At 64.5% G+C, this 21228-nt stretch carries 20 protein-coding genes; 7 read left to right on the top strand and 13 right to left on the bottom strand.

Annotated features, from left to right (window positions below; genetic code table 11):
- Positions 1 to 104: 104 nt before the first annotated feature.
- Positions 105 to 1901 (bottom strand): BACON domain-containing carbohydrate-binding protein, encoded by a 1797-nt coding sequence (locus tag Q0629_RS07010; RefSeq protein ID WP_298780657.1) that lies wholly within the window; start codon positions 1899 to 1901, stop codon positions 105 to 107.
- Between Q0629_RS07010 and Q0629_RS07005 the strand changes: the two genes are divergently transcribed.
- Together Q0629_RS07005 and pgsW are read left to right on the top strand one after the other, a co-directional pair.
- Positions 1875 to 2834 carry a C69 family dipeptidase gene (locus Q0629_RS07005; RefSeq protein WP_298780656.1) on the top strand — a complete coding sequence of 320 codons (960 nt, stop codon included), beginning with the start codon at positions 1875 to 1877 and terminating at the stop codon, positions 2832 to 2834. The genes Q0629_RS07010 and Q0629_RS07005 overlap by 27 nt on opposite strands.
- Positions 2835 to 2953: 119 nt before the next feature.
- Positions 2954 to 3853 (top strand): poly-gamma-glutamate system protein, encoded by a 900-nt coding sequence (gene pgsW / locus Q0629_RS07000; RefSeq protein ID WP_298780654.1) that lies wholly within the window; start codon positions 2954 to 2956, stop codon positions 3851 to 3853.
- Here pgsW and Q0629_RS06995 read toward each other — a convergent pair.
- The 4 genes from Q0629_RS06995 to Q0629_RS06980 form a co-directional block, all read right to left on the bottom strand.
- On the bottom strand, positions 3831 to 6524 hold the full coding sequence (locus Q0629_RS06995) for a hypothetical protein (RefSeq protein ID WP_298780652.1): 2694 nt from the start codon (positions 6522 to 6524) through the stop codon (positions 3831 to 3833). The two genes, pgsW and Q0629_RS06995, sit on opposite strands and share 23 nt — an antisense overlap.
- A gap of 65 nt (positions 6525 to 6589) precedes the next feature.
- Positions 6590 to 7144 carry an ATP-dependent Clp protease proteolytic subunit gene (locus tag Q0629_RS06990; protein WP_298780648.1) on the bottom strand — a complete coding sequence of 185 codons (555 nt, stop codon included), beginning with the start codon at positions 7142 to 7144 and terminating at the stop codon, positions 6590 to 6592.
- A gap of 17 nt (positions 7145 to 7161) precedes the next feature.
- A complete protein-coding gene (locus Q0629_RS06985; protein ID WP_298780645.1) occupies positions 7162 to 7983 on the bottom strand; it encodes an AAA family ATPase in 822 nt (273 codons plus the stop codon).
- Position 7984: 1 nt separating this feature from the next.
- On the bottom strand, positions 7985 to 9367 hold the full coding sequence (locus Q0629_RS06980; protein ID WP_298780642.1) for a hypothetical protein: 1383 nt from the start codon (positions 9365 to 9367) through the stop codon (positions 7985 to 7987).
- 267 nt (positions 9368 to 9634) lie between these two features.
- Here Q0629_RS06980 and Q0629_RS06975 point away from each other — a divergent pair, with 267 nt between their 5' ends.
- Positions 9635 to 9928, top strand: a complete 294-nt coding sequence (locus tag Q0629_RS06975) for a hypothetical protein (RefSeq protein ID WP_298780640.1) — start codon at positions 9635 to 9637, stop codon at positions 9926 to 9928.
- Between the two features lie 281 nt (positions 9929 to 10209).
- Positions 10210 to 11025 carry a hypothetical protein gene (locus Q0629_RS06970; protein ID WP_298780637.1) on the top strand — a complete coding sequence of 272 codons (816 nt, stop codon included), beginning with the start codon at positions 10210 to 10212 and terminating at the stop codon, positions 11023 to 11025.
- 205 nt (positions 11026 to 11230) lie between these two features.
- Here Q0629_RS06970 and Q0629_RS06965 read toward each other — a convergent pair whose 3' ends face one another.
- From Q0629_RS06965 to Q0629_RS06955, 3 genes are read right to left on the bottom strand one after another with little or no spacing between them, the layout of a single operon-like run.
- The gene (locus Q0629_RS06965) at positions 11231 to 12697 is read right to left on the bottom strand and encodes a [FeFe] hydrogenase, group A (protein WP_298780635.1); all 1467 of its coding nucleotides are present in this window, start codon (positions 12695 to 12697) and stop codon (positions 11231 to 11233) included.
- Entirely contained in the window at positions 12607 to 12951 is a 345-nt protein-coding gene (locus Q0629_RS06960) for a 2Fe-2S iron-sulfur cluster-binding protein (protein WP_298780633.1), read from the bottom strand. The genes Q0629_RS06965 and Q0629_RS06960 overlap by 91 nt, the downstream gene beginning before the upstream one ends.
- On the bottom strand, positions 12945 to 14786 hold the full coding sequence (locus Q0629_RS06955; RefSeq protein ID WP_298780631.1) for an NAD(P)-binding protein: 1842 nt from the start codon (positions 14784 to 14786) through the stop codon (positions 12945 to 12947). Before Q0629_RS06955 ends, Q0629_RS06960 begins: the two co-directional genes overlap by 7 nt.
- A 326-nt stretch (positions 14787 to 15112) precedes the next feature.
- Here Q0629_RS06955 and Q0629_RS06950 point away from each other — a divergent pair, with 326 nt between their 5' ends.
- The 3 genes from Q0629_RS06950 to Q0629_RS06940 are packed head-to-tail and all read left to right on the top strand — an operon-like array spanning position 15113 to position 17494.
- The gene (locus tag Q0629_RS06950; protein WP_298780629.1) at positions 15113 to 16147 is read left to right on the top strand and encodes an MqnA/MqnD/SBP family protein; all 1035 of its coding nucleotides are present in this window, start codon (positions 15113 to 15115) and stop codon (positions 16145 to 16147) included.
- Positions 16137 to 16895 (top strand): ABC transporter permease subunit, encoded by a 759-nt coding sequence (locus tag Q0629_RS06945; protein WP_298780627.1) that lies wholly within the window; start codon positions 16137 to 16139, stop codon positions 16893 to 16895. The genes Q0629_RS06950 and Q0629_RS06945 overlap by 11 nt, the downstream gene beginning before the upstream one ends.
- On the top strand, positions 16892 to 17494 hold the full coding sequence (locus Q0629_RS06940; protein ID WP_298780625.1) for an ATP-binding cassette domain-containing protein: 603 nt from the start codon (positions 16892 to 16894) through the stop codon (positions 17492 to 17494). The genes Q0629_RS06945 and Q0629_RS06940 overlap by 4 nt, the downstream gene beginning before the upstream one ends.
- Positions 17495 to 17558: 64 nt before the next feature.
- Here the strand turns inward: Q0629_RS06940 and Q0629_RS06935 are convergent, their stop codons facing one another.
- The 5 genes from Q0629_RS06935 to Q0629_RS06915 all read right to left on the bottom strand — a co-directional run.
- Complete coding sequence (locus Q0629_RS06935) at positions 17559 to 17846, bottom strand: YerC/YecD family TrpR-related protein (protein WP_298780623.1); 288 nt, start codon at positions 17844 to 17846, stop codon at positions 17559 to 17561.
- 178 nt (positions 17847 to 18024) lie between these two features.
- Positions 18025 to 19185 carry a M48 family metalloprotease gene (locus tag Q0629_RS06930; protein WP_298780622.1) on the bottom strand — a complete coding sequence of 387 codons (1161 nt, stop codon included), beginning with the start codon at positions 19183 to 19185 and terminating at the stop codon, positions 18025 to 18027.
- Complete coding sequence (flgN, locus tag Q0629_RS06925; protein ID WP_298780620.1) at positions 19182 to 19655, bottom strand: flagellar export chaperone FlgN; 474 nt, start codon at positions 19653 to 19655, stop codon at positions 19182 to 19184. The genes Q0629_RS06930 and flgN overlap by 4 nt, the downstream gene beginning before the upstream one ends.
- Positions 19633 to 20184 (bottom strand): flagellar export chaperone FliS, encoded by a 552-nt coding sequence (gene fliS, locus Q0629_RS06920; RefSeq protein ID WP_298780618.1) that lies wholly within the window; start codon positions 20182 to 20184, stop codon positions 19633 to 19635. The genes flgN and fliS overlap by 23 nt, the downstream gene beginning before the upstream one ends.
- Positions 20185 to 20395: 211 nt before the next feature.
- A partial coding sequence (locus Q0629_RS06915; protein ID WP_298780616.1) for an FAD-dependent oxidoreductase occupies positions 20396 to 21228 on the bottom strand: 833 nt, incomplete at its 5' end.

Raw genomic sequence — 21228 nt, 5'->3', positions numbered from 1 at the left:
TCAGGGACGCCAGCCAAGTTTGCCAGGTACCTGGCCAAATTCGCCGGCCCCCGCAGGGGCCCGCCTAAACATCTCAACGGGGCGCAGCCCCAACAATTAAACACCTACCGAACCACCACCTTCTCCGTCAGCGGGCCGACCTTGACGATGTAGGTGCCGGCGGGGAGGGTCAGCGAGGTGTCGCCGGCGGGGGCTTGCCAGGTGCGGTAGAGCGTGCCGGCGAGGGTGTAGACCTGCACCGCCTCTGCGGTGGGGAGGGAGAGGTAGAGCGTCGGGCCGACGGTGTAGACCTTCGCCTGTGGGGCGTAGGGCACGGTGTTGGCGACGGTCGAGAGGACGTTCACCTCGCAGCGGGCGACGATGCCACTGCCGTCGGAGGTGGTGGCGGCGATCGTGGCCTTACCCTTGCCGACGATGGTCACGAGTGCGTAGTCGTCGGCGTCGGGGGCGAAGCGCAGCTGGGGCAGTGCGGCCGACAGCGTCGGGGTGAAGACTTGCACGGTGGCCACGGAGGCGTTGGAGCTCATCCAGAGGAGACCCTTGTTGCGCGCGTTGTCCGGCGAGACGATGGCCGAGATGAGCGCCGTGGAGAGGTCGCCGTTGACGGTGATCGTGGCCGGGTCGAGGGTGACGTTAGAGACCTTCACCTCGGAGGGTGGCACGATGGTGCCGTCGTTGCCCTGCTGGTGGATGGCCACTTTCAGCTCGTCCATGCCTTGCTCGGTGCGGACGGTGATCGTGCCGTGGCGCATCTCCTTGGACGGGTTGGGGGCGACGGTGAACGTGAACGAGCCATTGCCGCGGCCTACGGCTTGATTGAGCTTGATCCAGTCCTCGGTCGTGGAGCCGGCCCAGAGGCGACTCGTCGCGACGCTGATCGAGCTACCGGCGCCGTCCGACGGGCCGACGGTGATCTCTTCGGGGTTCAGCGCCAGGTCGTAGTCGTATTCCTCGGGTGGGGTGCTGCCGGGGCTGGGCGTGGGCTTGCGTTGGCCGGCGCGCTGGGTGAGGGTGAAGGTGCGTTCGGCTTTGCCGTCGTCGCTCTTGACGGTGAGCTTGCCCGTGCGTTCGGCGCCGGACTCATTGCGGTCGAAGCGGACGATGACGAGGCGCGTGCCCGAGCCACGTGTGGCGTCGGGGTGCATCCAGTCGGGGCTGCCGCTGATCGTCCATCCCTTGTCGGCATAGACGTTGAAGCCGACCGTGCCGCCACCGCCGCCCATGGTCATGGCTGCGGGATTGAGCGAGATTCCGCTGACGGCCACGGCAGGCTTAGTCTCCGGATCCTGCACTACGTAAAACTCGTCTTCGATCTGCTGGCCGTTCTCGTTTAAGATCACCTTCACTAGGCCGACACGCTTCTTGTATCCGGTGTTCTTTTGAGTCTCCACTTTGATTCGGTTTGTGCCCTTCTCAAAAGAGACCTTCAGCCAGTCGGCGACATCTTTCCCCACGGACGGCTGAATATCCGAGTTGGAGGATCCGACATTGACATCGACCAATTGTGTCCCGCCGTCTTTCTTCAGATTCAGCCGTTTGGCAGCGCTGCTGATCAGTGATTGGGGCCTAATGCTCGCGCCCTGCTTAATTGTGACCGTGATCTCACCTTTTCCGTTGTTGAGCTTGAAGGTGAGCTTGGCGGTGCGTTCCTTGGAGCTATTGTTGGGCTTAGCGCCGACATTAATCTTCTCGTCGCCGGCCCCCGATTTAGGAGCAGTGACCCAGTTCTCCGAGGCGCTCACCGTCCAGCTGCCATTGGCCCGCACTTGCAGGTACTGCGAGGTACCGTTGGCGTTCAGCGTGAGCTCATCCGGCTCTGTCCGAATGGGGGAGGGGGGATTGGGCTTCGCGCCGCCCGCCTGCGTCACCTTGACTTGACGGACAAGGAAAACGTGATGCACTGCCCGGACCTGGTGGACTTCGCCGTGAAGAACGGCTTCATCGAGGCCAAGGACGTGAACGAGAAGGACTTCAGCCCGGCCGATGTCTACTCGCCCTCGACGGAGCTCTACTCGACGCGCCGCGAGTGGCGCGTGCTGTCCCTGTTGGCGCCGGAGAGCTTCAAGATGGGACCGGACGAGTACGATTATCCGATGTCCATCAAGCCGGACCGCAAGCTGACCGTTCAGGACATCTTCACGATCAAGGGCGACTGGTACGCGGGGACGTCCTTCGACCTGAGCCAGGGCATCCAGGCCGGCCCGTGGGGGAACCCCATCCGCTTTGCCAACTCCAGCAAGGAGAACCCCGACGCTTCCTGGGAGCGCTCCATCAACATGATGCGCACCTGCTACGTGCACATTGCGCAGGTTCGCGGGGACCTTCCCGAGGAGGTCCGCGGCATCAGCTGGTACGGCTATGGCGCGCCGGACACCACCTACATCACGCCGCTGTGGCCGATCATGAGGGCGCTGCCCCCGCTTTACTCCATCGGCGACCGCTTCCATCCCTACGACCCGAAGTCCGGCTGGTGGACCTGCACCCGCGTGCAGGAGATCGCGGGCCTGCGCTACCAGGATGCCCGCGAGGAGATCCACAAGGCCCGCGACGCCAAGCTGAAGCCCCTCTACCTCCAGGCCCCGCTGATCCAGAACGCCGCAGCGCAGTTGATCAAGGACGACAAGCGGGACGACGCCATCGACCTGATCACGGACTTCGCCTACAGCCACGCCACGGATTGGCACGACCGCTGGCAGTCCTTGGGAGATCGCCTGCTCTCCAAGTACGCTCTGGGTTACACGGACGTCAAGGCAACGCCGTATCCTGAGTGGTGGAACAAGACGGTGGGCTTCGATACCCTGCGCCGATCCTCCAAGGAGGCCCCCAAGAAGTAGACGGGGACGTCATGAACGTCGTTCAACGTGTTGCGGAGCGGCCTTCGGGCCGCTCCGCCCTTTTGGGGCGAAGTGGGAACGGGTTCCCGAGAAAGGCTTTGGCGGCTTTGCTCTGCGCGATGCTGCTGGGGCCGCTCCCTTCACCGGCCGCCGCACGGCAGGCCGCAGAGCTCATGCGGCGGTGCGAGAACGTCCTTCTGGTGGAGAGGAGCCGGCTGGGGCTGTTCGATCCGGAGACGGACCCCGACGGAAGCGGCCTGATCGGCGTGGAGTTCTCCCCGCTGACGACCACCCTCGGCGACCTGGCGGACAAGCGCGCGTCCGCGCGGCCTGAGATGGCGGACGCGGTGGAGGCGTACCTGCGGCGAGCCGGAACGGTATCGGGGGACTGGATCGCCGTCAACGCCAGCGGCTCATTCCCCGGCTATTCCCTTGCCGTTCTCTGCGCCGCGGAGGTCATGGGGCTCAAGGTGCGGATGGTTCTGTCCTATGGGTCCTCCATGTACGGCGGGACGACCCCGGGGTTTACATTCCCCGTCATGTTGGACCTCTTGAACCGACAGGGGCTTCTGCGAACGCGCCTTGCGGCGGTCTCACCGGGCGGGGCAGGGGATCGGCTGGCGGAGACGCTCCTGGAGGACCCCTGGCCGACGGTGCGGTCCTTGCTGGATTCGCGGAGCGAACCCAGCATCGAGGAACCCTCCCTGTCGGGCGCCATTCGGCGGCGACTCGACATCTTCGACGCGCCCCCCGGCGTCCGGTGTTTTGTCAGTTGCGGCGGCCCCGCCACGAGCCTTGGGGCGGAGGGCGCGGGGGAAATGAAGGTCCTGAGCCTCGGACACGGGCTCCTGAGGAAGCCGGCCTCCATCCCCCAAAATGAGGAACGAGGACTGATCTATGAATACCTCGCGCGCGGCGTTCCGGTCGTTCACTTGCTCTTTACGCGGGGTATCTGCGCGGACTTCGGCATCCCCTACGAGGCTCCGCGCGGTCGCTTCAGCGCGCCGTTCGACCCATGAGGTCCTGCGACGTCTTTCCGGACAGGCGCATCAGCATCTGTGCCGCGCTGGAGGACAGGCGGAGTCTTTGCAAGGACGACTCCGCGCGCTCGATCTTCTTCGTCCCCTGCCCTCCGGCCAGCTCACGGGCGCGGTGGAGGGCCCGTTCTGCCGCGGCACAGTGATCCTCGTCGTCCTCCGGCCCGAACAGCTTATCCATGGCCCCCGCAGCGGCGTGGGCCTCCACCAGGACCAGGTAGGCGTTGAACAGGTCCGTGGCGCACTTCCGAGCGAGGGTCGGGTTGGTCCGGTCGTAGTAGGCGATCTGCTCCAAAGTCTGAACGGCCTTGCGCAGGGCGTCGCGGTTGACGGCCTGATCCATCAGGATGCGCGTCCTGCGGGCGTCGCGCGCGGCGTTCCGAAGGATATCGCCCGCCCCGGAGCCCATCTCGATCCCCGCCTTCTCCAGCCTGTCGAAGTCCTCGTGCTTTTTGGGCAGGAAGGTCATCCCCGTCAGGATCGCGGCCTTGGTACAGGCCGCCTGGATGTGGTTCGACGTGTAGGGGGTGAACGTCCAGACGTCGAGGACCCGGTTCACGCTCGAAAGTGCCCGTTCGAGGTCCTCTCCGTTCTGCGCCGCCAGCCCCGCGGCGAGGGAGGCCCGCGCCAGCGCGAAGTGCAGGAAAGCGTCCGAGGTCAGATGAGCGTAGCGGTTCATGACGCCGAAGGCCGCCGACAGCGCCATTTCGGCATCCCTGCGCGAGACGGGGTCCTTCGTGCCGAGGCAGAGCACTGCGTTGGCATCCGCCAGAGCCGCGGAGAGCGCGACGTACAGGTTGGGCTGGAGCTGCATGTCCGTGTGCCGGAGGCCGTCCGTGAAGGCTTGAATGGCCTTTCTGGCGTTCTCCTGGGCCGACAGGGCAAGCCCCAGTGCCAAGGCGAGTTCAGGGTACAGGAAGCCCTCGTTCCGCGCAGAGAGGGCAAGGCCCTCCCGCGCGGCCTCCTCGGCGTGCCGAAGGTCCGCCGAGTTCGGGTCGATGGACTGTCCTCCGCGGAAGTAGAGAAGGTGGGAACGGGCCTCCTGAGCCACAATCGCCTCCCGTGGCTCTCGGTCCCGCAGGAGCGACGACGCCATGTCGGCTGCGCGGATGGCCTCGTCCGCACGTTCGCCCCACAGGCCGCGCTCCATGCCGGCGTAGAGGACCTCGGACAGCGCGAGGGCGGTCCTTCCCCGAAGGACGTCGTGTCCTCGTCCGGCCAGCGTCAGTTCCTCCCTGGTCTGGAGCAGAAGCTGTTCCGCCGCCTGGAGCTTGGTGAGGCCCGACCGGTAATCGTCGAAGGCCCAGTGGAGGTAGATCAGGGCTTCGTTGACGCGCAGCTCGGAGCGGAGGGGCCGGAGGGACTCCGGGGTCTCCCGCGCCTCGGTCTTGTGCAGCATCTGCTGGTACTCCGCCTCCGACACGGGCGTGTCGGTCCTGCGCCGTTCCCGCAGGAAGGCGTGGGTGACCTGCAGCGCCTCCTCCAACATCGCCTGAGTTTCGGCGGTCCGCCTCGCCTCGATGCCCTCCAGACGGGCGATGCCCTGCTGAAGGTCCTTCATCAGGGGGATGCGCATCAGGGGGCTGGGGTTCTCCGCGGAGAAGCCGCGCCCCACGAAGCAGAGGACCCACAGCCCCAGGAACAGGATCGCGGTGGACCCCGTGGCGCCCCAGAAGGACCGCGGCGGAACCCTGTACCGCAGGCACAGGAAGCACGTCGCGAGGACCAAAAGAGCGATCAGGGGGAACCAGGCGTAGAGGCTGCTCAAGATGAGGGACAGTTCCGAGTAGATCGACAGGAGGGCGGCTGCGCTCAGGTTCCCCTTCCAGTGCGACATGCTGTGCCAAAGCTCCGTGAAGGCGTCCTTGAACCCTCCAAGTGCCGCCCCCCTCGGCTCTCCCTCGTCCGGAACGTCCCCGTGATGAGACGGCCTGTCCCATGGGAGCCGGAACGACCACTCCGGCTCATCTTCGGCCGAAACGTCCATGACGAAGCGCAGCAGCTCTTCCTCCTGCTCCGGGCTCACCTCCGGCTCCTCGGCCCTCCTGTCGTCGTACGCTCTCCTGGCCTCGTCCATTGCCTCCTGCCAGAAGCTACGGATCTGATATTCATCCTCCTTGGAGAGTTTCTCCCCCTTGTAGTGGTGCGGGTCGAGGATCGTTTTCTTCAGGTAGTCCTCGGCCTTCCAATCCATCAAGACGTCGAAGATGCCGTCGCCGTATACGGGAGGTCTCTCCGTCTTGTGCGTGCAGGCCTTCAGTCGCCTCCGCCAGTCCGCCGAGTGGGCCTTCCCGATCGCGTTCAGGCGGCGCGTTATCGTCGTGACGTGCAGGTCCGTCACCGCGGCGATGTCGTTCGGCGCCCAACATCGAACCTTATCCGGGCCATCTACGATGAGGGCGTAGCCTTTATCGAGTTGGAATTCACCGTTGAGCTCATCGCGTATCTTTTCGACCCACGTCCTCCCGGCCGGGTCGTCATCGAGGAGGGTGGGATTCCCCTTCTCCGCCTTTTTCTTCTCGAAAGCGGCGTAGTCCTCCTCGTAAGCGTCCATGCGGCGCCGCACGACCGCTTGAGCCTCCACCCATTTTTCGCAGTAATCTCTTATCCTTTTGATCTGATCAGGGGTTGGATAGAGCACATCCTTCGGCATCTCAAGGCCCTCCTCGAAAGTTTTACCCTGTTTCGCCGTGATCGCGGGGTCGTATCCATGTGGATTCAATCCCGAATGACCTCGTCGATGATCCCGTACTTCTGCGCTTCCTGGGCGGACATAAAGAAATCCCGATCCGTGTCCTTCTCGACGTTCTCGAGCTTCTGAGCCGTGTGACGGGCTATGAGGGCGTTCAGGACCTTGCGCGTCCTGAGGAGCTCCTGGGCGAAGATCGCCACGTCCGAGGCCTGTCCTCCCGTCCCGCCGAGAGGTTGGTGGAGCATGATCTTCGAGTGGGGGAGCGCGCTCCGCCTGCCCTTCGTCCCAGCGGCGAGGAGGACGGCTCCCATGCTTGCCGCCTGACCGATGCAGGTGGTAGCCACCGGACAGGAGACGAACTGCATCGTGTCGTAGATCGCCAGTCCGGCCGTCACGCTGCCTCCGGGGCTGTTGATGTACAGGCTGATCTCCTTCTTCTGGTCCCGATTTGCCAGCAGCAACAGTTGTGCGACGATGTGGTTCGCGACCTCGTCGTCGATGGGGCTTCCAAGGAAGACGATGCGATCCTCGAAAAGACAACTGTAGACGTTGCGGGTCTCGCCTTTGCGTCCTGTGATCATGATCGTTCCTCCCTAAATTATAGTCCATGGGGCCCACGGAATCCCACCCTGGGTTCCGCTCCGAAAAACTGTTCCTGCACCGTCGTCCTCACCTCGTCCACGTTCAGCGCGGCGCCCGGGGTCAGAAGACGGTGTCGGCCGCTTGCCGCGTCCAGGACCTCCAGGCTCTTGTCCGGGTTGTATCGCTCCTCCATGATCGATTGGCTGAGCTCTGCGATGAAGGCGAAGACCCCGTCCTCGAACACAATGTCCTTGTAGCGCACCTTAGCCACGCTCTCCAGGATGCGGGCCGTATCCTCCGCGTTGGGCTCGGTCACCTCCAGCTCCCGGAACCGGCGGCGAAACGCCCTGTCGGTGGTGATGTAGCGCTGGTACTCCTCGCACGTCGTCGCCAGGATCAACTGAAGCCTGGGGTTCGTGACGAGCGGCTTCACGATGTTGGCGATGCTGTTGCTGCCGTGATCGTTGCACAGCCGATGCCCTTCGTCGAAGAACAGGACGATCGAGTGCTCCTCCGCCTCACGGAACAGATGCTTCAGCCTCAGCCCCTGCTCCGAATACGTGGGACATTCGGCAAAAAGCAGGTTCAGGTCGATCTCCGCAAGCCTGAAACTCTGGTTCGTCCGGACGAGGAACTGACCGAGCGCTTGGACCGTGGCCGTCTTGCCGACCCCAGGGTCCCCGACCAGGGCGATGTTGTTGTGGTCGGATTGCATCAGAATCCCCGTCAGCCTCTCCAAAAGTTTTTCGTCGACCAGCAGGCCCTGCTGGAAGTTATCGGGGTCGGACAGCTCCTTTCCGAATTTCCTGCAGTTGGGGGGAAGAACCTTCAGCCTCATCTCAAACGCTCCTTTCTGCCAGAGCGTCCTCGGTCGGACCGAGGCGCTCAGGCTCCGACAAGTCATCCTCCGGGATGAATTCGAGTTTCCTTCCCCTCCGCTCCCACGCGACGTACCCCTCAAGCATGTTCAGCTCGCAGACTCGAACCTTGTTCGAGAACCTTTCTTTGAAGACGTCGTTCAGCATCGGGTCCTGAGTGTGGTGCCAGGCCACCGCGTCGGCATGGGGCAGGAGCTGGCTGAGGACTTCATCCCTGCGCTCCTGTCCCAGCGCCTGCCTCAGCGCGTAGAGGTCGCCGTACCCGACGATGAAGCGCACGCTCTCAGGAAAGACGTCCAGCACGTGAAGGAGCCCCCGCCACAGTCCCCACCGTTCCAGGTCCGGCACGAGGAACGTCACCCGGCGCTCCTGGGCGTCGGCGGCCGCACAAAGTCCCGCCAGCGCTACCCGGGCCAGGCCGGCGTTCGCTTCCGGATTGCGCAGCGCTGGAACGAAGAGGGCCTTCGTTGGGGTGCGGACGAATTCTTCGACGCCGAATGGGGCGCCGGACAGGAGCTTCGCCCGCTTTTCCGCCCGAATCATGGCGTTGAAAAGCGCCGCCAGGGAGGAGTGCTGCGCCTGAGCCGTGCGAAGTACCGAGAGTGCCAAGTGTCCGCCCTGTGTCCCTCCCTTTCCCATGAGCGTCCCCTTGAAGGGAGCGGTGGTGTACTGGAAGAGCCCCATGGCCCCCAGCGCTTTAATTTCCTGCCGGGCCTCCTTTGGAGCGCCTTGCCCCTGGGGCGGGCTGGAGAGTACCGATCGGCTGCGGAGTACCGGCTTCCATGCGGGATCGAAGGGGTCGTCCTCAGAGAATATCTTGGGGTTGAGCCCTTGATCGGCGGCCGACTCCTCCTTGATTTTTTTGATCTGGCCTTCGATTTCATCTTTGTTGCTAAGAGCGATTGCCTCCATCCCCTCCAGCAGGAGCCTGTGCCTCTTCGCCGCCGTGCGGAGGGTGTGTCCGTCGTCCTCCTGCTTCAGGAGCGCAACCTGGTACTCCAGGTACTGGGCGTTGGTCTGGAACGCCATGTTCTCCCAGAACTCATCGTTTGTTACGTTCAGCCTGAAAGATTTTGGCGTGCAGATCGGGGCCAGGTACTCGGCGGCTGCGCCGGGGGTCGCGCCCAGCTCAGGGTGCTGCAGCACGGGCTGCAGGTAATCGGGGACGTTGCCCGCGCCGGATGCCGCGAGATGCCCATCGCCGTACTCCTCGCTCCATCCCCTGGAGTCGAAGACCACCAGGGCGCCCTCCCGTCCACTCCAGGTACGGATCAGCCTCTCGCATGTTTTCTGCTTCTCCTCATCGTCGCCGAGGAGCAGCAGGTTGCCGTCACAGCGTTCCATTGCAATAGACCCTCCCTTTTTTCCCCGCAGCCTCGTGCGGCGGGTGTTTGTCGTTGCAGCCCGAAGTATATCCGCGCCTTAACGTTCGGCAAAATGCGTTTGAACTGGGGAGGCTGCGCCGGCCTGGCCTCCGGTTTTTCTGCTTTTTTGCGGGGGAATCGGGGAGGCGATCAAACGCATTTGCAACGTGGACGCCCTCGCGATAAATTATGGGCGTAACGCAGGCAGGGGCACAAAGGCCCCCACAAAACGAAAGGAGAGATTGGTATGTCGGAGAACGGAGTGAATCAGGTGAATGGAGCGGAGAAGGGACAGACGGTGGCGGCGCCGGCTCAGAGCAACGCCCTGGGCATCTGCAGCATCGTATGCAGCATCGTCAGCATCTTCCTGGCCGCGCTCGTGTTCGCGCCCCTTGGGGTCCTGTTGGGGCTCGTCGCAGCCTTCAAGAAGCAGGTGGCTCTCGGCGTCATTGGCATCATCATCGGCGTCATCTCCCTGCTGCTGTCCCCGTCGTTTCAGCTACTGCTCGTGGGGATGGGGCTGCGCATGGGGATGCGTTGAGGGCGACCGCGGGATTGTAACGCGGAGATTGTTTCTGTAAAATTTTGGAAGATCGTTTGAATGATTCAGAAAGGAGGAGTTGGTGTATGCGTCGTTTTGAATGGTCTCGCGTTCTGATCGTGCTGCTGGTCGCGGCGCTGCTGTCCCTGGGGGGGTGCGGCGGCGGAGGCTGAGGCGATAAGGGAGGGGGGAAGCCCACCCCCACCCCCGATCCGGGGGGCTACCGCCTCGAGGACTTCAGGGGGGAGTGGAGGGCAGAGGATGCGGCGGGGACCCTCCTCATGGAGGGGAGCGAGGAGTCCGTGGAGGGGGAGGACGTTCGAGTGAAGATCCTTCCCAGCTCTCAGGTCGCCCTGTCCGTCGAGTACTTCGGGAGCGAGAAGGAGTACGCTTCGAACGCGTTTTTGGAGGCCAGGGAAAGCGCTGCAGACGTCCTTACCCTCAAGTTCAAGGAGACCGGGGAGACGTCCGGAAGCATGACCTTTACGGTCGTGGACAGTGAGACCCTTAAGGTCGTGGAAAAGGGAACGACGATGGAGCGGGGAAGGATCAGGGAGCTTCGGTATACGCTCCGGCGCATAAATTCTGCGCTGTCGCCGGAGCCTGCGCCGAACCCCGACCTCAACCCCGGACCTTCCCCCGCGCCGGGGGGGCCTGTCGACCTCGCCAGGCTTAACGGCAACTGGAGGCCCTACGACGGCCGCGGCACCTTCGTCGGTCCCAACGGTGACGTCCACGAGATGGTCCTCAAATCGACGTCCTTGTTGACCTGCACGTACATCCGTCCGCCCAGCCCGTACGCCGGAGAGGTGATGATCCTGCAGACCTTGAATTGGGCGTCCGGGGAGAGGGGCCTCCAGGAAGGGGTTCAAGACCGGACACAAGGCGGATACGCCCTGCAAGGGGACGAAGGGCGAGTACGGGACGAAGATCTCCTTCGAAGACGGCAGCACGATGGAGATCATCGACCCGAAGACCCCCGCGTACTTCCTGATCCACGAGAAGGGCAACCTGCACGAGAAGGGCGTCCTGTATCGATACGATCTGCAGTACAAGATCGAGAGGTGGTCGTAAGGGCGCGACGCTGCATTGGATGATGACTGCGTCGGCGTTCGTCCTTGTGAAAGGCCACGGCCGGTCGTCAGTGGGGCGGTGAGATAAGGCGTCGGCGAACGCGGGCGGAGGACAGACGAAAGCGGAGGGCTGCTGCCCCTCCGCTTTTTTGACGTTTTTGGACGCGGCGCGCTGCCGTGTGGGTTGGCCGGCAGTGCGCCGCCGCCGGCTCGTTGACCGGGCCTCAGCCTACCACAGCTCCCAACGAGCCTGGTCGGTGTGCAGCAGGTGGTGCGAACGCTCGCTGAGGGGCTTGCCCAGGTAGTCGTCGTAGCACTGCACGATGGAGGGGTTCTCGTGGGAGAAGCGGATGGGGGCCTTTTGGTCCAGGTTCAGCAGCAGGCGTCCGCGCTCCTCTCCCATCTCGATCCCGTCGTGGATGGGCTGGCCGCCGCCGCCGGCGCACCCCGTTGGGCAGGCCATCATCTCGACGAAGTCGTACCGGACCTCCCGGTTTCGGATGGCCTCGCAGAGCTGGCGCACGTTCTTCAGCCCGTGGGCCACGGCGACGTTCAGCGACCGGCCCGCGATGTCGAACCGGGCTTCCTGCCAGCTTCCCTTGTAGTTGCGCACCCCCTGGAAGGCGTCCGGGTCAGGGTTCTTGCCCGTGACAAGGAAGTAGGCGCTGCGCAGAGCGGCCTCCATGACGCCTCCCGTGGTCCCGAAGATCACGCCTGCGCCGCTTCCGAGGCCGAGGGGCAGGTCGAACTCCTCCTCCTCCAAAGATCTCAGGTCGATGCTCTCCGACCGCAGCAGGCGATCCAGCTCGCGGACGGTCAGGACGACGTCCACGTCGCGCACGCCGGACCCGTTCATCACGGAAACGCCGCACTCGTACTTCTTTGCCGTACACGGCATGAAGGAAACGTTGTAGATGCGGCCCGGCTCGACGTTCAGGATCTTCGCGTACCAGGACTTCAGGATGGCGCCGAACATCTGCTGGGGGGACTTGGCGCTGGAGAGCAGGGGGACCAAGTCCGGGTACTCCATCTTGGCGAAGCGCACCCATCCCGGACAGCAGGAGGTGAAGAGGGGGAAGCGCTCGGCCGGAGCGTCCTTCAGCATTTGGACGAACTCGCTGCCCTCCTCCATGATGGTGAGGTCCGCCGAGAAGTCCGTGTCGAAGACGTAGTCGAAGCCGATGGCTCGGAGCGCCGCGACCAGACGGTTTGCACTGGCCTCCTCGTGCGTGAGGCCCAGCGCCTCGCCCCAGGAGGAGCGGACGGCGGGCGCCAGGGAGGCGACGACGATCTTGTCGCGGTCCGCCAGCGCGTGCAGGACCTCCTTCGTGTCGTCGCGCTCGTAGAGGGCTCCCACGGGGCAGTGGGTGATGCACTGGCCGCAGATGCTGCAGCTGGCCTCGGTGATGGTCTTGTTGCCGGAGCAGTCCACCGTGGTTCGAGAGCCCGTTTTGGAGAGGTCCCAGACGTGCATGTCCTGAATCTTGTCGCACACCTGAACGCAGCGCATACATTTAATGCACTTCTGCGCGTCGCGGATGAGGGGGAAGCTCGTGTCCCACTTGAAGTCCGGCTGGTCCTCGTGGTAGGGCGAGGTCAGGATGCCTAGGTCGTTGGCGATGGTCTGCAGGGCGCAGTTGCCGGACCGCGTACATTCGGCGCAGCGCGCGTTGTGCTGAGAGAGCAGGAGCTCCACGTTGACGCGGCGGGCCTGGCGAACCTTGGGGGGGTTCGGATGACCATGCCCTCCTCGGCCGCGTTGTTGCACGCGGGGACCAGCTTCTCCAATCCCTCGACCTCTACGGCACAGACGCGGCAGGCTCCGATCTCGTTGAGCCCCTTCAAAAAGCACAGGTGCGGGATCGCGATGTGGTTCATCTGGGCGGCCTCCAGGATCGTCGTTCCCTCGGGGACCTGAATCGCCTTGTCGTTGATCGTGACGTTTACCATTTCAGCTGACGGCCTCCTTTGAAAACTCCAAATCCGTAGTGGTCGCAGCGCAGGCAGCGGTGGGACTCCTGTTGTGCCTCCTCAAGGCTCATGCCGCACTCCACCTTCTCAAAGTCCCCAACGCGCTCCGGAACGGGACGTTCCCGCAGGTTCACGCGGCCGCAGGGCGTCCTGTTGTGGGGCGCGGGCGTTGGGATGTCCACCGGAACCTGAATGACGTGGTGGAAGCCCAGGTACTCGTCGATGTTGGCCGCAGCGACCTTGCCCGCGGCGATGGCCCGGATGACGGTAGCCGGCCCGGAAACGCAGTCCCCGCCGGCGAAGATGCCTGGCATACCGGACACCTCCTCGCTGTCCAGGGAGGCAATGCTTCCCCTTCGGACGGCCACGCCCTCCTTTTCAAACTCCTTGGACTCGATGCCTTGTCCCACGGCCACGATCAGGAGGTCGCAGTCCAGGCGCGTCGGCTCGGTGCTCGCGGGCCGCGGGGTGGGACGACCGCCCTTGATGGCGCTGATCATCTGCTGCTGAATCCACAGGGCCTTCGCATGTCCAGCCTCGTCCACCTCGACGCGCAGGGGCGTCGCCAGCTCGTAGATTTGGCAGCCCTCGACCTCCGTGGCCTCGACCTCCTCGGCCAGCGCCGTCATGTCCGCCTTGCGCCGGCGGTAGACCATGTCCACGTTCCTGGCGCCAAGGCGCAGCGCGGACCGCGCGCAATCCATGGCCACGTTGCCGCCGCCGATGACCACCACGTCCCTGCCCTTCAGGTCCGGATAGTCGTCGTCGCCGATCCGGCGCAGGATGGAAACGGCGGAAACGACGCCCTTTGCGTCCTCGCCCGGTATGTCGAGGGGCTTGTCGATGTGGGCACCGATGGCGATGTAGACGGCGTCGAACTCGCCGCGCAGTTTTTCGAGCGGGTAGTCCGGTCCGATGGAGGTTTCCAGGTGGACCTTGACCCCCGCGGAGAGCAGCGCCTCGATCTCGCCGTCCAGCGCCTCGCGCGGCAGGCGGTAAGCGGGGATGCCGTAGCGCAGCATGCCGCCCAGGTGCTTCCTCTGCTCGAATATCTCCGGCTCGTGTCCCATCAGGGCGAGGTAGTAGGCCGCCGTGATGCCGCTGGGGCCGCCGCCCACGATGGCCACCCGCTTGCCCGTGCCGGGGGCCTTCTTCTCGATGGGGACCTCCCCCGCGTGCTCCACCGCATAAAGCTTCAGGCCTCGGATGTTTATGGAGTCGTCCACCATGTTGCGGCGGCAGCGCCGCTCGCAGGGGTGCTCGCAGACCATGGCGCAGACGGTGGGGAAGGGGTTGTCCTTCCGGATGAGGCGGACGGCGTCCTGGTAGCGCTCCGCGGCGACGAGGGCCACGTAGCCCGGAACGTCCACGTGGGCGGGGCAGAGCGAAACGCAGGGCACCGGCTGCGAGAGCCCGAAGGTGCATCGCCCCTTGGTGACGTGCTCCACGTAGTCGTCGCGGAACCCACGGACCCCCTTCAGGACCATGGAGGCGGCCTCAAACCCGATGGCACAGTCCGCGGAGTCGTAGATGGCCTCCGCCGTGCGCTCGATCAGGCCGATGGTGTCCAGCGTCCCCCGGCCGTCCAGGATGTCCTCGATGAGGCGCTCAAGCTGCGGCAGCCCCACCCGGCAGGGAACGCACTTGCCGCAGGTCTGTGCGGCGCAGAGCTTCAGAAAGCTGCTGGCCAGGTCCAGCGGACAGATCCCAGGCGGGCTTGCGATGATCCGGCGTTCGAGGTCCTTGTAGAGGGACTCGACCGTCGCCTGGGCCTGGTTGTTCGTGATGATGCTGAGACGACTCAAAACGATCACTCCCTTACCGTTGGCGTTGCGAAATTATGGAACGGATTCCTGCCTTCAGCGCGTCGCGAAATTCCTGTTGGATCGGTATAATAATTTTAAGGAAGGACAGAATTAGCAGGTATCGGTACGGCGGATCAGCAGCGCCCTCGGTGTGCGGACGATGCGCTCATCGGGGAAGAACGCTCGATAGAGTGAGTTAAAATAGATTAAACTCTGTTAATCCTGTTCCCTTAAAATAAAAAATGATTTAAAAGGTGTTGAGGTTTTTATATTATAGCAAAAATTATAGCAAAGACCGCAGGAAAAAATTCTGAAGAGAAATGGAGGAAGTTTCAATGAAGTGGAAAGTTTCGATGAAACACGGGGCGGAAATGGGATTTTTTGCGTGGGCTCGTGCCTTGGCGGGGCTCTTCGCCGCTGTCGCGGTCCTTGCCCCGCTGCTCGCAGCTCCCGCGCTGGGGGCTGAGGTGGGAGGGGAGGGGGTCGTTCGGGTCCTCTGCCTCAAGGGGCCGACGGGCATGGGGCTCGCCAGGCTCATGGAGGAGGCGGAGGCGGGACGGACGGAGAACCGATACGAGTTTCAGCTCGCTGCCTCGCCGGAGGACCTGACGGCGCGCTTCGTCCAGGGGGCTGCGGACATCGTGGCCATGCCCTCCAACATGGCCGCGATCCTGTGGAACAGGACGCAGGGCGGCGTGCGGGTCCTCTCCGCCAGCACGCTGGGAGTGCTGGCCATCGTCGAGAAAGGGGACGCGATCCACGGCATGGGGGACCTGAGGGGCAGGACCATCCTGGCGTCAGGCCGGGGGGCCTCCCCGGAGTACGTGCTGAACTTCCTCTTGAGGTCGAACGGCCTGGAGCCGGGGACGGACTGTAAGGTCGAGTGGCTCAGCGAACACGCTGCCGTCGTCGCAGGCCTCGCCGCGGGGAAGGGGGACGCGGCCCTGCTGCCGCATCCCTTCGTCGAGGTCGCCGCGATGAAGGTGAAGGGGCTGAGGGAGGCGCTGGACCTGACGGAGGAGTGGCGACGGCTTGACCTGGGCTCCGAGCTGGTGATGGCCGTCAACGCGGCGGGCCGGGACTACGTGGACTCCCACGATGCGGAGGTGGCGGCCTTCCTGAGCGAGGCCCGATCGTCCGCGGAGTGGGTCAACGCGCACCCGGCGGAGGCCGCGCGCCTTATCGTGAAGCACGGGGTCCTGGAGGACGCAGGGATCGCGGAGCGGGCCATTCCCCGCTGCAGCATCACGGCCCTTGCGGGAACGGAGATGCAGAGGGCGCTGAGCGGATACCTCAAAGTGTTGTTCGACGCCGACCCAAGGTCCGTAGGCGGCGTCCTGCCGGACGAAACCTTCTACTATGCCCGATAGGAGGCCCCTCCGCCGGGTTGCCTCCCTCCTGCTCTTCCTGGCGGTCTGGCAGGCGCTGGCCCTCCGCTTCTCGGAGGGGATCGCCGTCGCCGCGCCGTCGGACGCGCTGCGCGCCCTCCTGCGCCTCGCGCACACCGGGGCCTTCTGGAGCGCCCTCGCCTCCTCGGCGGCGCACGTCATGGGCGGCCTCCTGCTGGCGCTGCTTGCGGCGTCGCCCGCCGCCGCGCTCTGTTTCTACTCCGGGACGGCGGAGTTCCTCATAGCCCCCTTCCTCGCCTTCATGAAGAGCGTGCCCATCGCCGCCGTCGCCATCCTGCTCCTCATCCTGTTCTCAAGCGGCGGCATCGCGCTGGCCGTGGTCGTCGTCGTGGCGTTCCCCATCCTCTGCACGGCGCTTTTGACGGGCGCCCGGGCCGCCGACGCGAAGCTCGTCGAGATGGCCAGGGTCTTTCGCTGGAGCGGGCTCAAGCAATGGCGCTGGCTGTTCCTGCCAGCGGCCCGGCCCCATTTGGAGGGTGCGCTCCGCCTCTCCTCCGGGATGGCCTGGAAGGCCGGCGTCGCGGCGGAGGTCATCGGCGTCCCGCCCGACAGCATCGGCGAGGCGCTTTACAGGGCGAAGGTCTTTCTGGCGACGGACGAGCTCTTCGCGTGGGCCGCCGTCATCATGCTCCTTGGGGCGGCGGCGGAGCGGCTGTCCCTGCTGGCGCTGTCCCTCTTCTACCGGCTGCTGCGGATGGGCGACCGATGAGGGACGTGGAGGTACGGGGACTCTCGAAGTCTTTTGGAGGAAGGACGCTGTTCAAGGGCCTGAACCTGACGTTCCGAGCGGGGGAGATCACCGTGCTGGCGGGGGAGAACGGGGTGGGCAAGACGACGCTCCGCCGTGTGATGCTGGGGCTGGAGCGGCCGGACTCGGGGGAAATATTGGGGTTGCCCGACGCCCGGTCGGCTCTCTTTCAGGAGGACCGCCTGCTGCCGGACCTGTCTGCCGCGTGGAACGTGGCCCTGGGCTGCCGGCGTCCGCCTCCGCGAGAGGAGGTTCTGCGCGCGCTGGCTGCGGTGGGGCTGAGGGAGAGCGCCGACGTCCCCGCAAGGGAGCTATCGGGAGGGATGGCGCGGCGCACGGCCCTGGTGCGGGCGCTGATAGCGCCAGGGGAGTTGGTGCTGCTGGACGAGCCCTTCAGCGGGCTGGATGGGGTGAACCTCCGTCGCGCGGCCGACTTTATTCAGGCCGCCCGCAGAGGGCGCACGCTGATCGCCGTCGTACACGGCGCGGACGCGGAAGCGGTGCTCGGGGGGCGCTTTCTCCGTCTGGAGCCCGCCGGCGTTGCCGAAGGGACGGAGTGAAGAGATAACGCAAAGGGGCTTCGCGCAACGCGCGAAGCCCCTTTGCCGTCCGTTCCCGGTGCGGTTACTTCTGCGTCCGCTCCAGGACGACGTTATAGCCTCCCGTGCCGTAGTCAAGACACTTCTTTACCCGGCTGATCGTCGCGGTGCTCGCCCCCGTCTGCTGGGCAATCTGGGGATAGGTCTTGGACTCCTTAAGCAGACGAGCCACCTCAAGCCTTTGAGAGAGGGCCTTGAGCTCGCTGATCGTGGCAACGTCCTCCAGGAAATCGTAAACCTCCTCCTGCGTCTTGAGCGTCAAAAACGCATCGCAAAGCTGATCCGTAAGCGTATCCTTCCAGTTACCCGACATGCAGCAGCATCTCCTTCCACGATAATGCACTACGGCACACGACCATTTTAGAGAAGTATACCGTAAAGGACGGTGAAAATGCAAATCTTTATTGCAACTTAGGCAGAACCGTTTCGTGCCGGAGCTCAGGTCGTCAAAAAGGAGCCCCCGAACGGACGCTCCTTTTAACGATAGATATTCACTGAAAATACTTTGCCGACGGGGACTTTCGGCGGGCCGCGTTCAGCGCGATCAGCAGCTTTTCGCGGAAGCCGTCCACGCCGTCCATCCCCTCCGTGGGGCTGGCCAGCAGATGGTTGCCGACGTACAGGGCGTCCCCGACCAGGTGGAGGTCGTAGGGGGGAAGCTCCAACTGAAGGTCGGCGTCGAGGGCTTCCTTGGCTTTCGTCAGGGCCTCGCGCGTCGCCAGCGTCTTTTTGCCTCCCCACACGGGCAGGCCGTCAACGGTGAGGTCGATCCGGTCTTTTGCCTCCTGAAAGCCGGTCCTGAGGAGCCCCAGGGAGTACTTTCGGCGCACGGGAATCCCGCGCTCCCGGAGCGTCTTCAGGACGGCCTCAAGACGCCGCTTGGAGGTGGGGTGGTCCATGTAGATGCCGTAGTCGCGGATGGGCTGTCGCAGGTCCTGGTCCATGAACTTCTCGATCAGGGTCACCATCCCCGTGGGAGAGTAGTAGCCCGATGCGATGAGGGCTTCCAGCCCCAGACGGTCCGCCTCCGTCTCCAGCTCTATGGAGTAGGCGTTCGTGATGGCGAGCTGTGCGACCTGCGCCAGGATGATGGGCGCTCCGGCCCCGCCGCTCAGGAGCATCACGGCCAGCGCGGCGAGCGAAACCTTGTTGGCCTCAGCCGCCATGCGCAGGCTGTGCTTGCGGTCCGCGTGGCTCATCTCGTGGGCCATCACCGCCGCGATCTCGGAGTCCGTGTTCAGGAGGTCCAGGAGGCCCGAAGTGAAGAAGATGAAGCCGCCGGGCAGACAGAAGGCGTTGAGTGCCTCCGTCTTCACCAGGCGGATCTCGTAGGGGATGCGGCGCTGCATGTGGGGTTCCAGTCGGTTCAGGATCATGGTGAGCCGTGCGATGGCGGCGGGGTTGGATTCCAGCGGCCACTGCCGCTCGATCTCTTCGAGGGCCCTTCGCCCGATGGCTCGCTCCTTCTCCAGGTCGGGGTCGTCGAAGACGTCTTCGGACGCGGCCGTCTGCGGCTGAAGGACCGCAGCGCTGCGGCTTTCGCTCTTGGGCTTGGGCTTTGCGGCGGAGAGGGCCGGGGTGGGCGCGAGGGCTTCCAGGGCGAGGGTGAGCAGGCGGCAGAGGCCGCGCTTCAAGGCCCTTGAGTGCGTCATTGGAATGCCCCTCCCATCCGTTCGTAACTAGCCGCCACGGAGCGCCCCTTCGCCATGGAGGCCAGCTGCTCCCGCAGTCCGGCGGAGTAGCGCTCCAGCAGGCGCTTGGACTCGTCCTCGGCCTTCATGAGATCCTCCGCCGCATCGCGGGCCTCGTCCAGCATGGCAGACACCTCGCGGTCGTCGGGAAAGAGGGCTCGAAAGCGCTCCCAGAAACCCTCCGTGCCGTCTGGCCCGGCAATCCCGGCAGAGCCAAGGAGGTCCCCCCAGGAGTCCGCCAGAAGCTGGAGGCGGGCGATGACGCCATCCTTTTCCTGAAGGATCTGCAGCAGCTCCTCCATGTCCTCGTTGAGGACGATGGCTTCCTGTTCACGGGAAACCATCGTCCTCAACGTCTTATACAACTGAATCTCCTGTGTCAGCAGGCTCTTTGCGTCGCGGAGGAGGTTAGCCGGCAAGGTTGACCCCACCCGCCTTTCGGGGCGGGAGCGTGGGGGCGGCCGTTCCAGGTTTGGCCGGCGTTTCCGCGCCCGGCGTCCCCGTGCCCTGAAGCTCCGCCAGGGCGTTCTTCAGGTCCTCGTCCTCCGGGTGGGCGGCCTGATACTCCTGCAGCAGCTTGACCAGAGCGTCCTCCCAGGCGGTCTTCAGCTCCTCCAGCATCGTGCGCACGGTGCGCAGGTTCTCCGGCTCCTTCTTGATGTTTGCGTCCACCAGAAGCTGGTACATGTAATCGTAGAGGCGCATCAGCCCCTGGGCCATCTCGCCGCCCCGCTCCGTGTTCAGCGTCACCATGAGCTCGCGGATGACCTCCTGGGCCCGAATGATCTCACGGTTGGCCACGCTCAGGTCCTTTTCGGACTCGTCGCCCGTCAGAGCCGCCTCCGCCATGCGGCAGGCCTTGATGCCGATGTCGTAGGTGATCAGCAGGAGCTGTTCCTTCGTCGCCGTCGATATCTGCGTTGCCTGATAGGCAAAATGTGCGTTGTTCCTGTTTTCCATAGGCGATATCCCTCCTGGTAATTATTGTCGGCCGTTCGGGAGAGAATTTTTACTCTTTGCCCCGTCCTTCGCACGGGAACCGGGCGGAGGGCCGTCTTTCGCCGGATGCATTGAGGAAACAGTGGCCAGGTGGTTGAGGACGGTCAACCGTATTATGGTCTCCCAAAAATCCGCGGCCTCCTGCAGGAGGCCGCGGAGGACTTTGGCTGTGCTACAGGGCGTTCTTCAGCTCCGCCTCGGAGGCGACCGTCGTCACCTTGACGACCTTGCCCTTGCTGAGCTCGACCACCGCAGGCATCTTGGCGGTGACCTCCAGCTTGTCCGCCATGAGGGAGTTGCGATAGCCGTCGATGACGGGGATCTTGACGCCGCGGGCCTTGGCCTCGGCCTCTGCGGCGTTGGAGAGCTTCGCCTGCTTCTCGTCGATGCTGGAGTAGAAGAAGGCCTTGACGTGCTCCGGCTCCAGGAGCGTGGAGCGCAGGTGCACCTGCTCGTTGATGTAGGCGGAGGCCGCCATCGCGGCGATGGAGCCGTCGGCTGCGGCGGTGATGACCTGGCGCAGGTACTTGCTGCGGACGTCGCCCGCGGCGAAGATGCCCTCAACGGAAGTTTCCATGTGGTCGTTCGTGATGATCCAGCCGCCCTTCTCGGCCTTCACCAGCCCCCGCACGCAGTCGTCGTCGGGGGCCTGTCCCACGAACATGAAGACGCCCGAAACGGCCAGGTTGGAAACCTCGCCGGTCTTGACGTTCTTCAGGACCAGGTTTTCCACCATGCCGTCGCCCTCGATCTTCTCGACGACGCTGTTCCAGACGGGGACGATCTTGGGGTTGGAGAGCGCCTGGGCGATGGCTGCGCGGTCGGCGCGGAACTCGTCGCGACGGTGGATGATGTAGACCTTGGAGGCGAACTTCGTGAGGTAGGCGCCCTCCTCGACGGCGGTGTTGCCGCCGCCCACGACCGCGACCTCGAGGTCCTCGAAGAAGGCACCGTCGCAGACGGCGCAGAAGCTGACGCCCTGGCCGATGTGCTCGGCCTCGCCCT

Source organism: uncultured Fretibacterium sp. (assembly GCF_938030725.1).
Lineage (GTDB): Bacteria > Synergistota > Synergistia > Synergistales > Aminobacteriaceae > Fretibacterium.
This window is presented reverse-complemented; position numbering and strand designations above follow the sequence as displayed.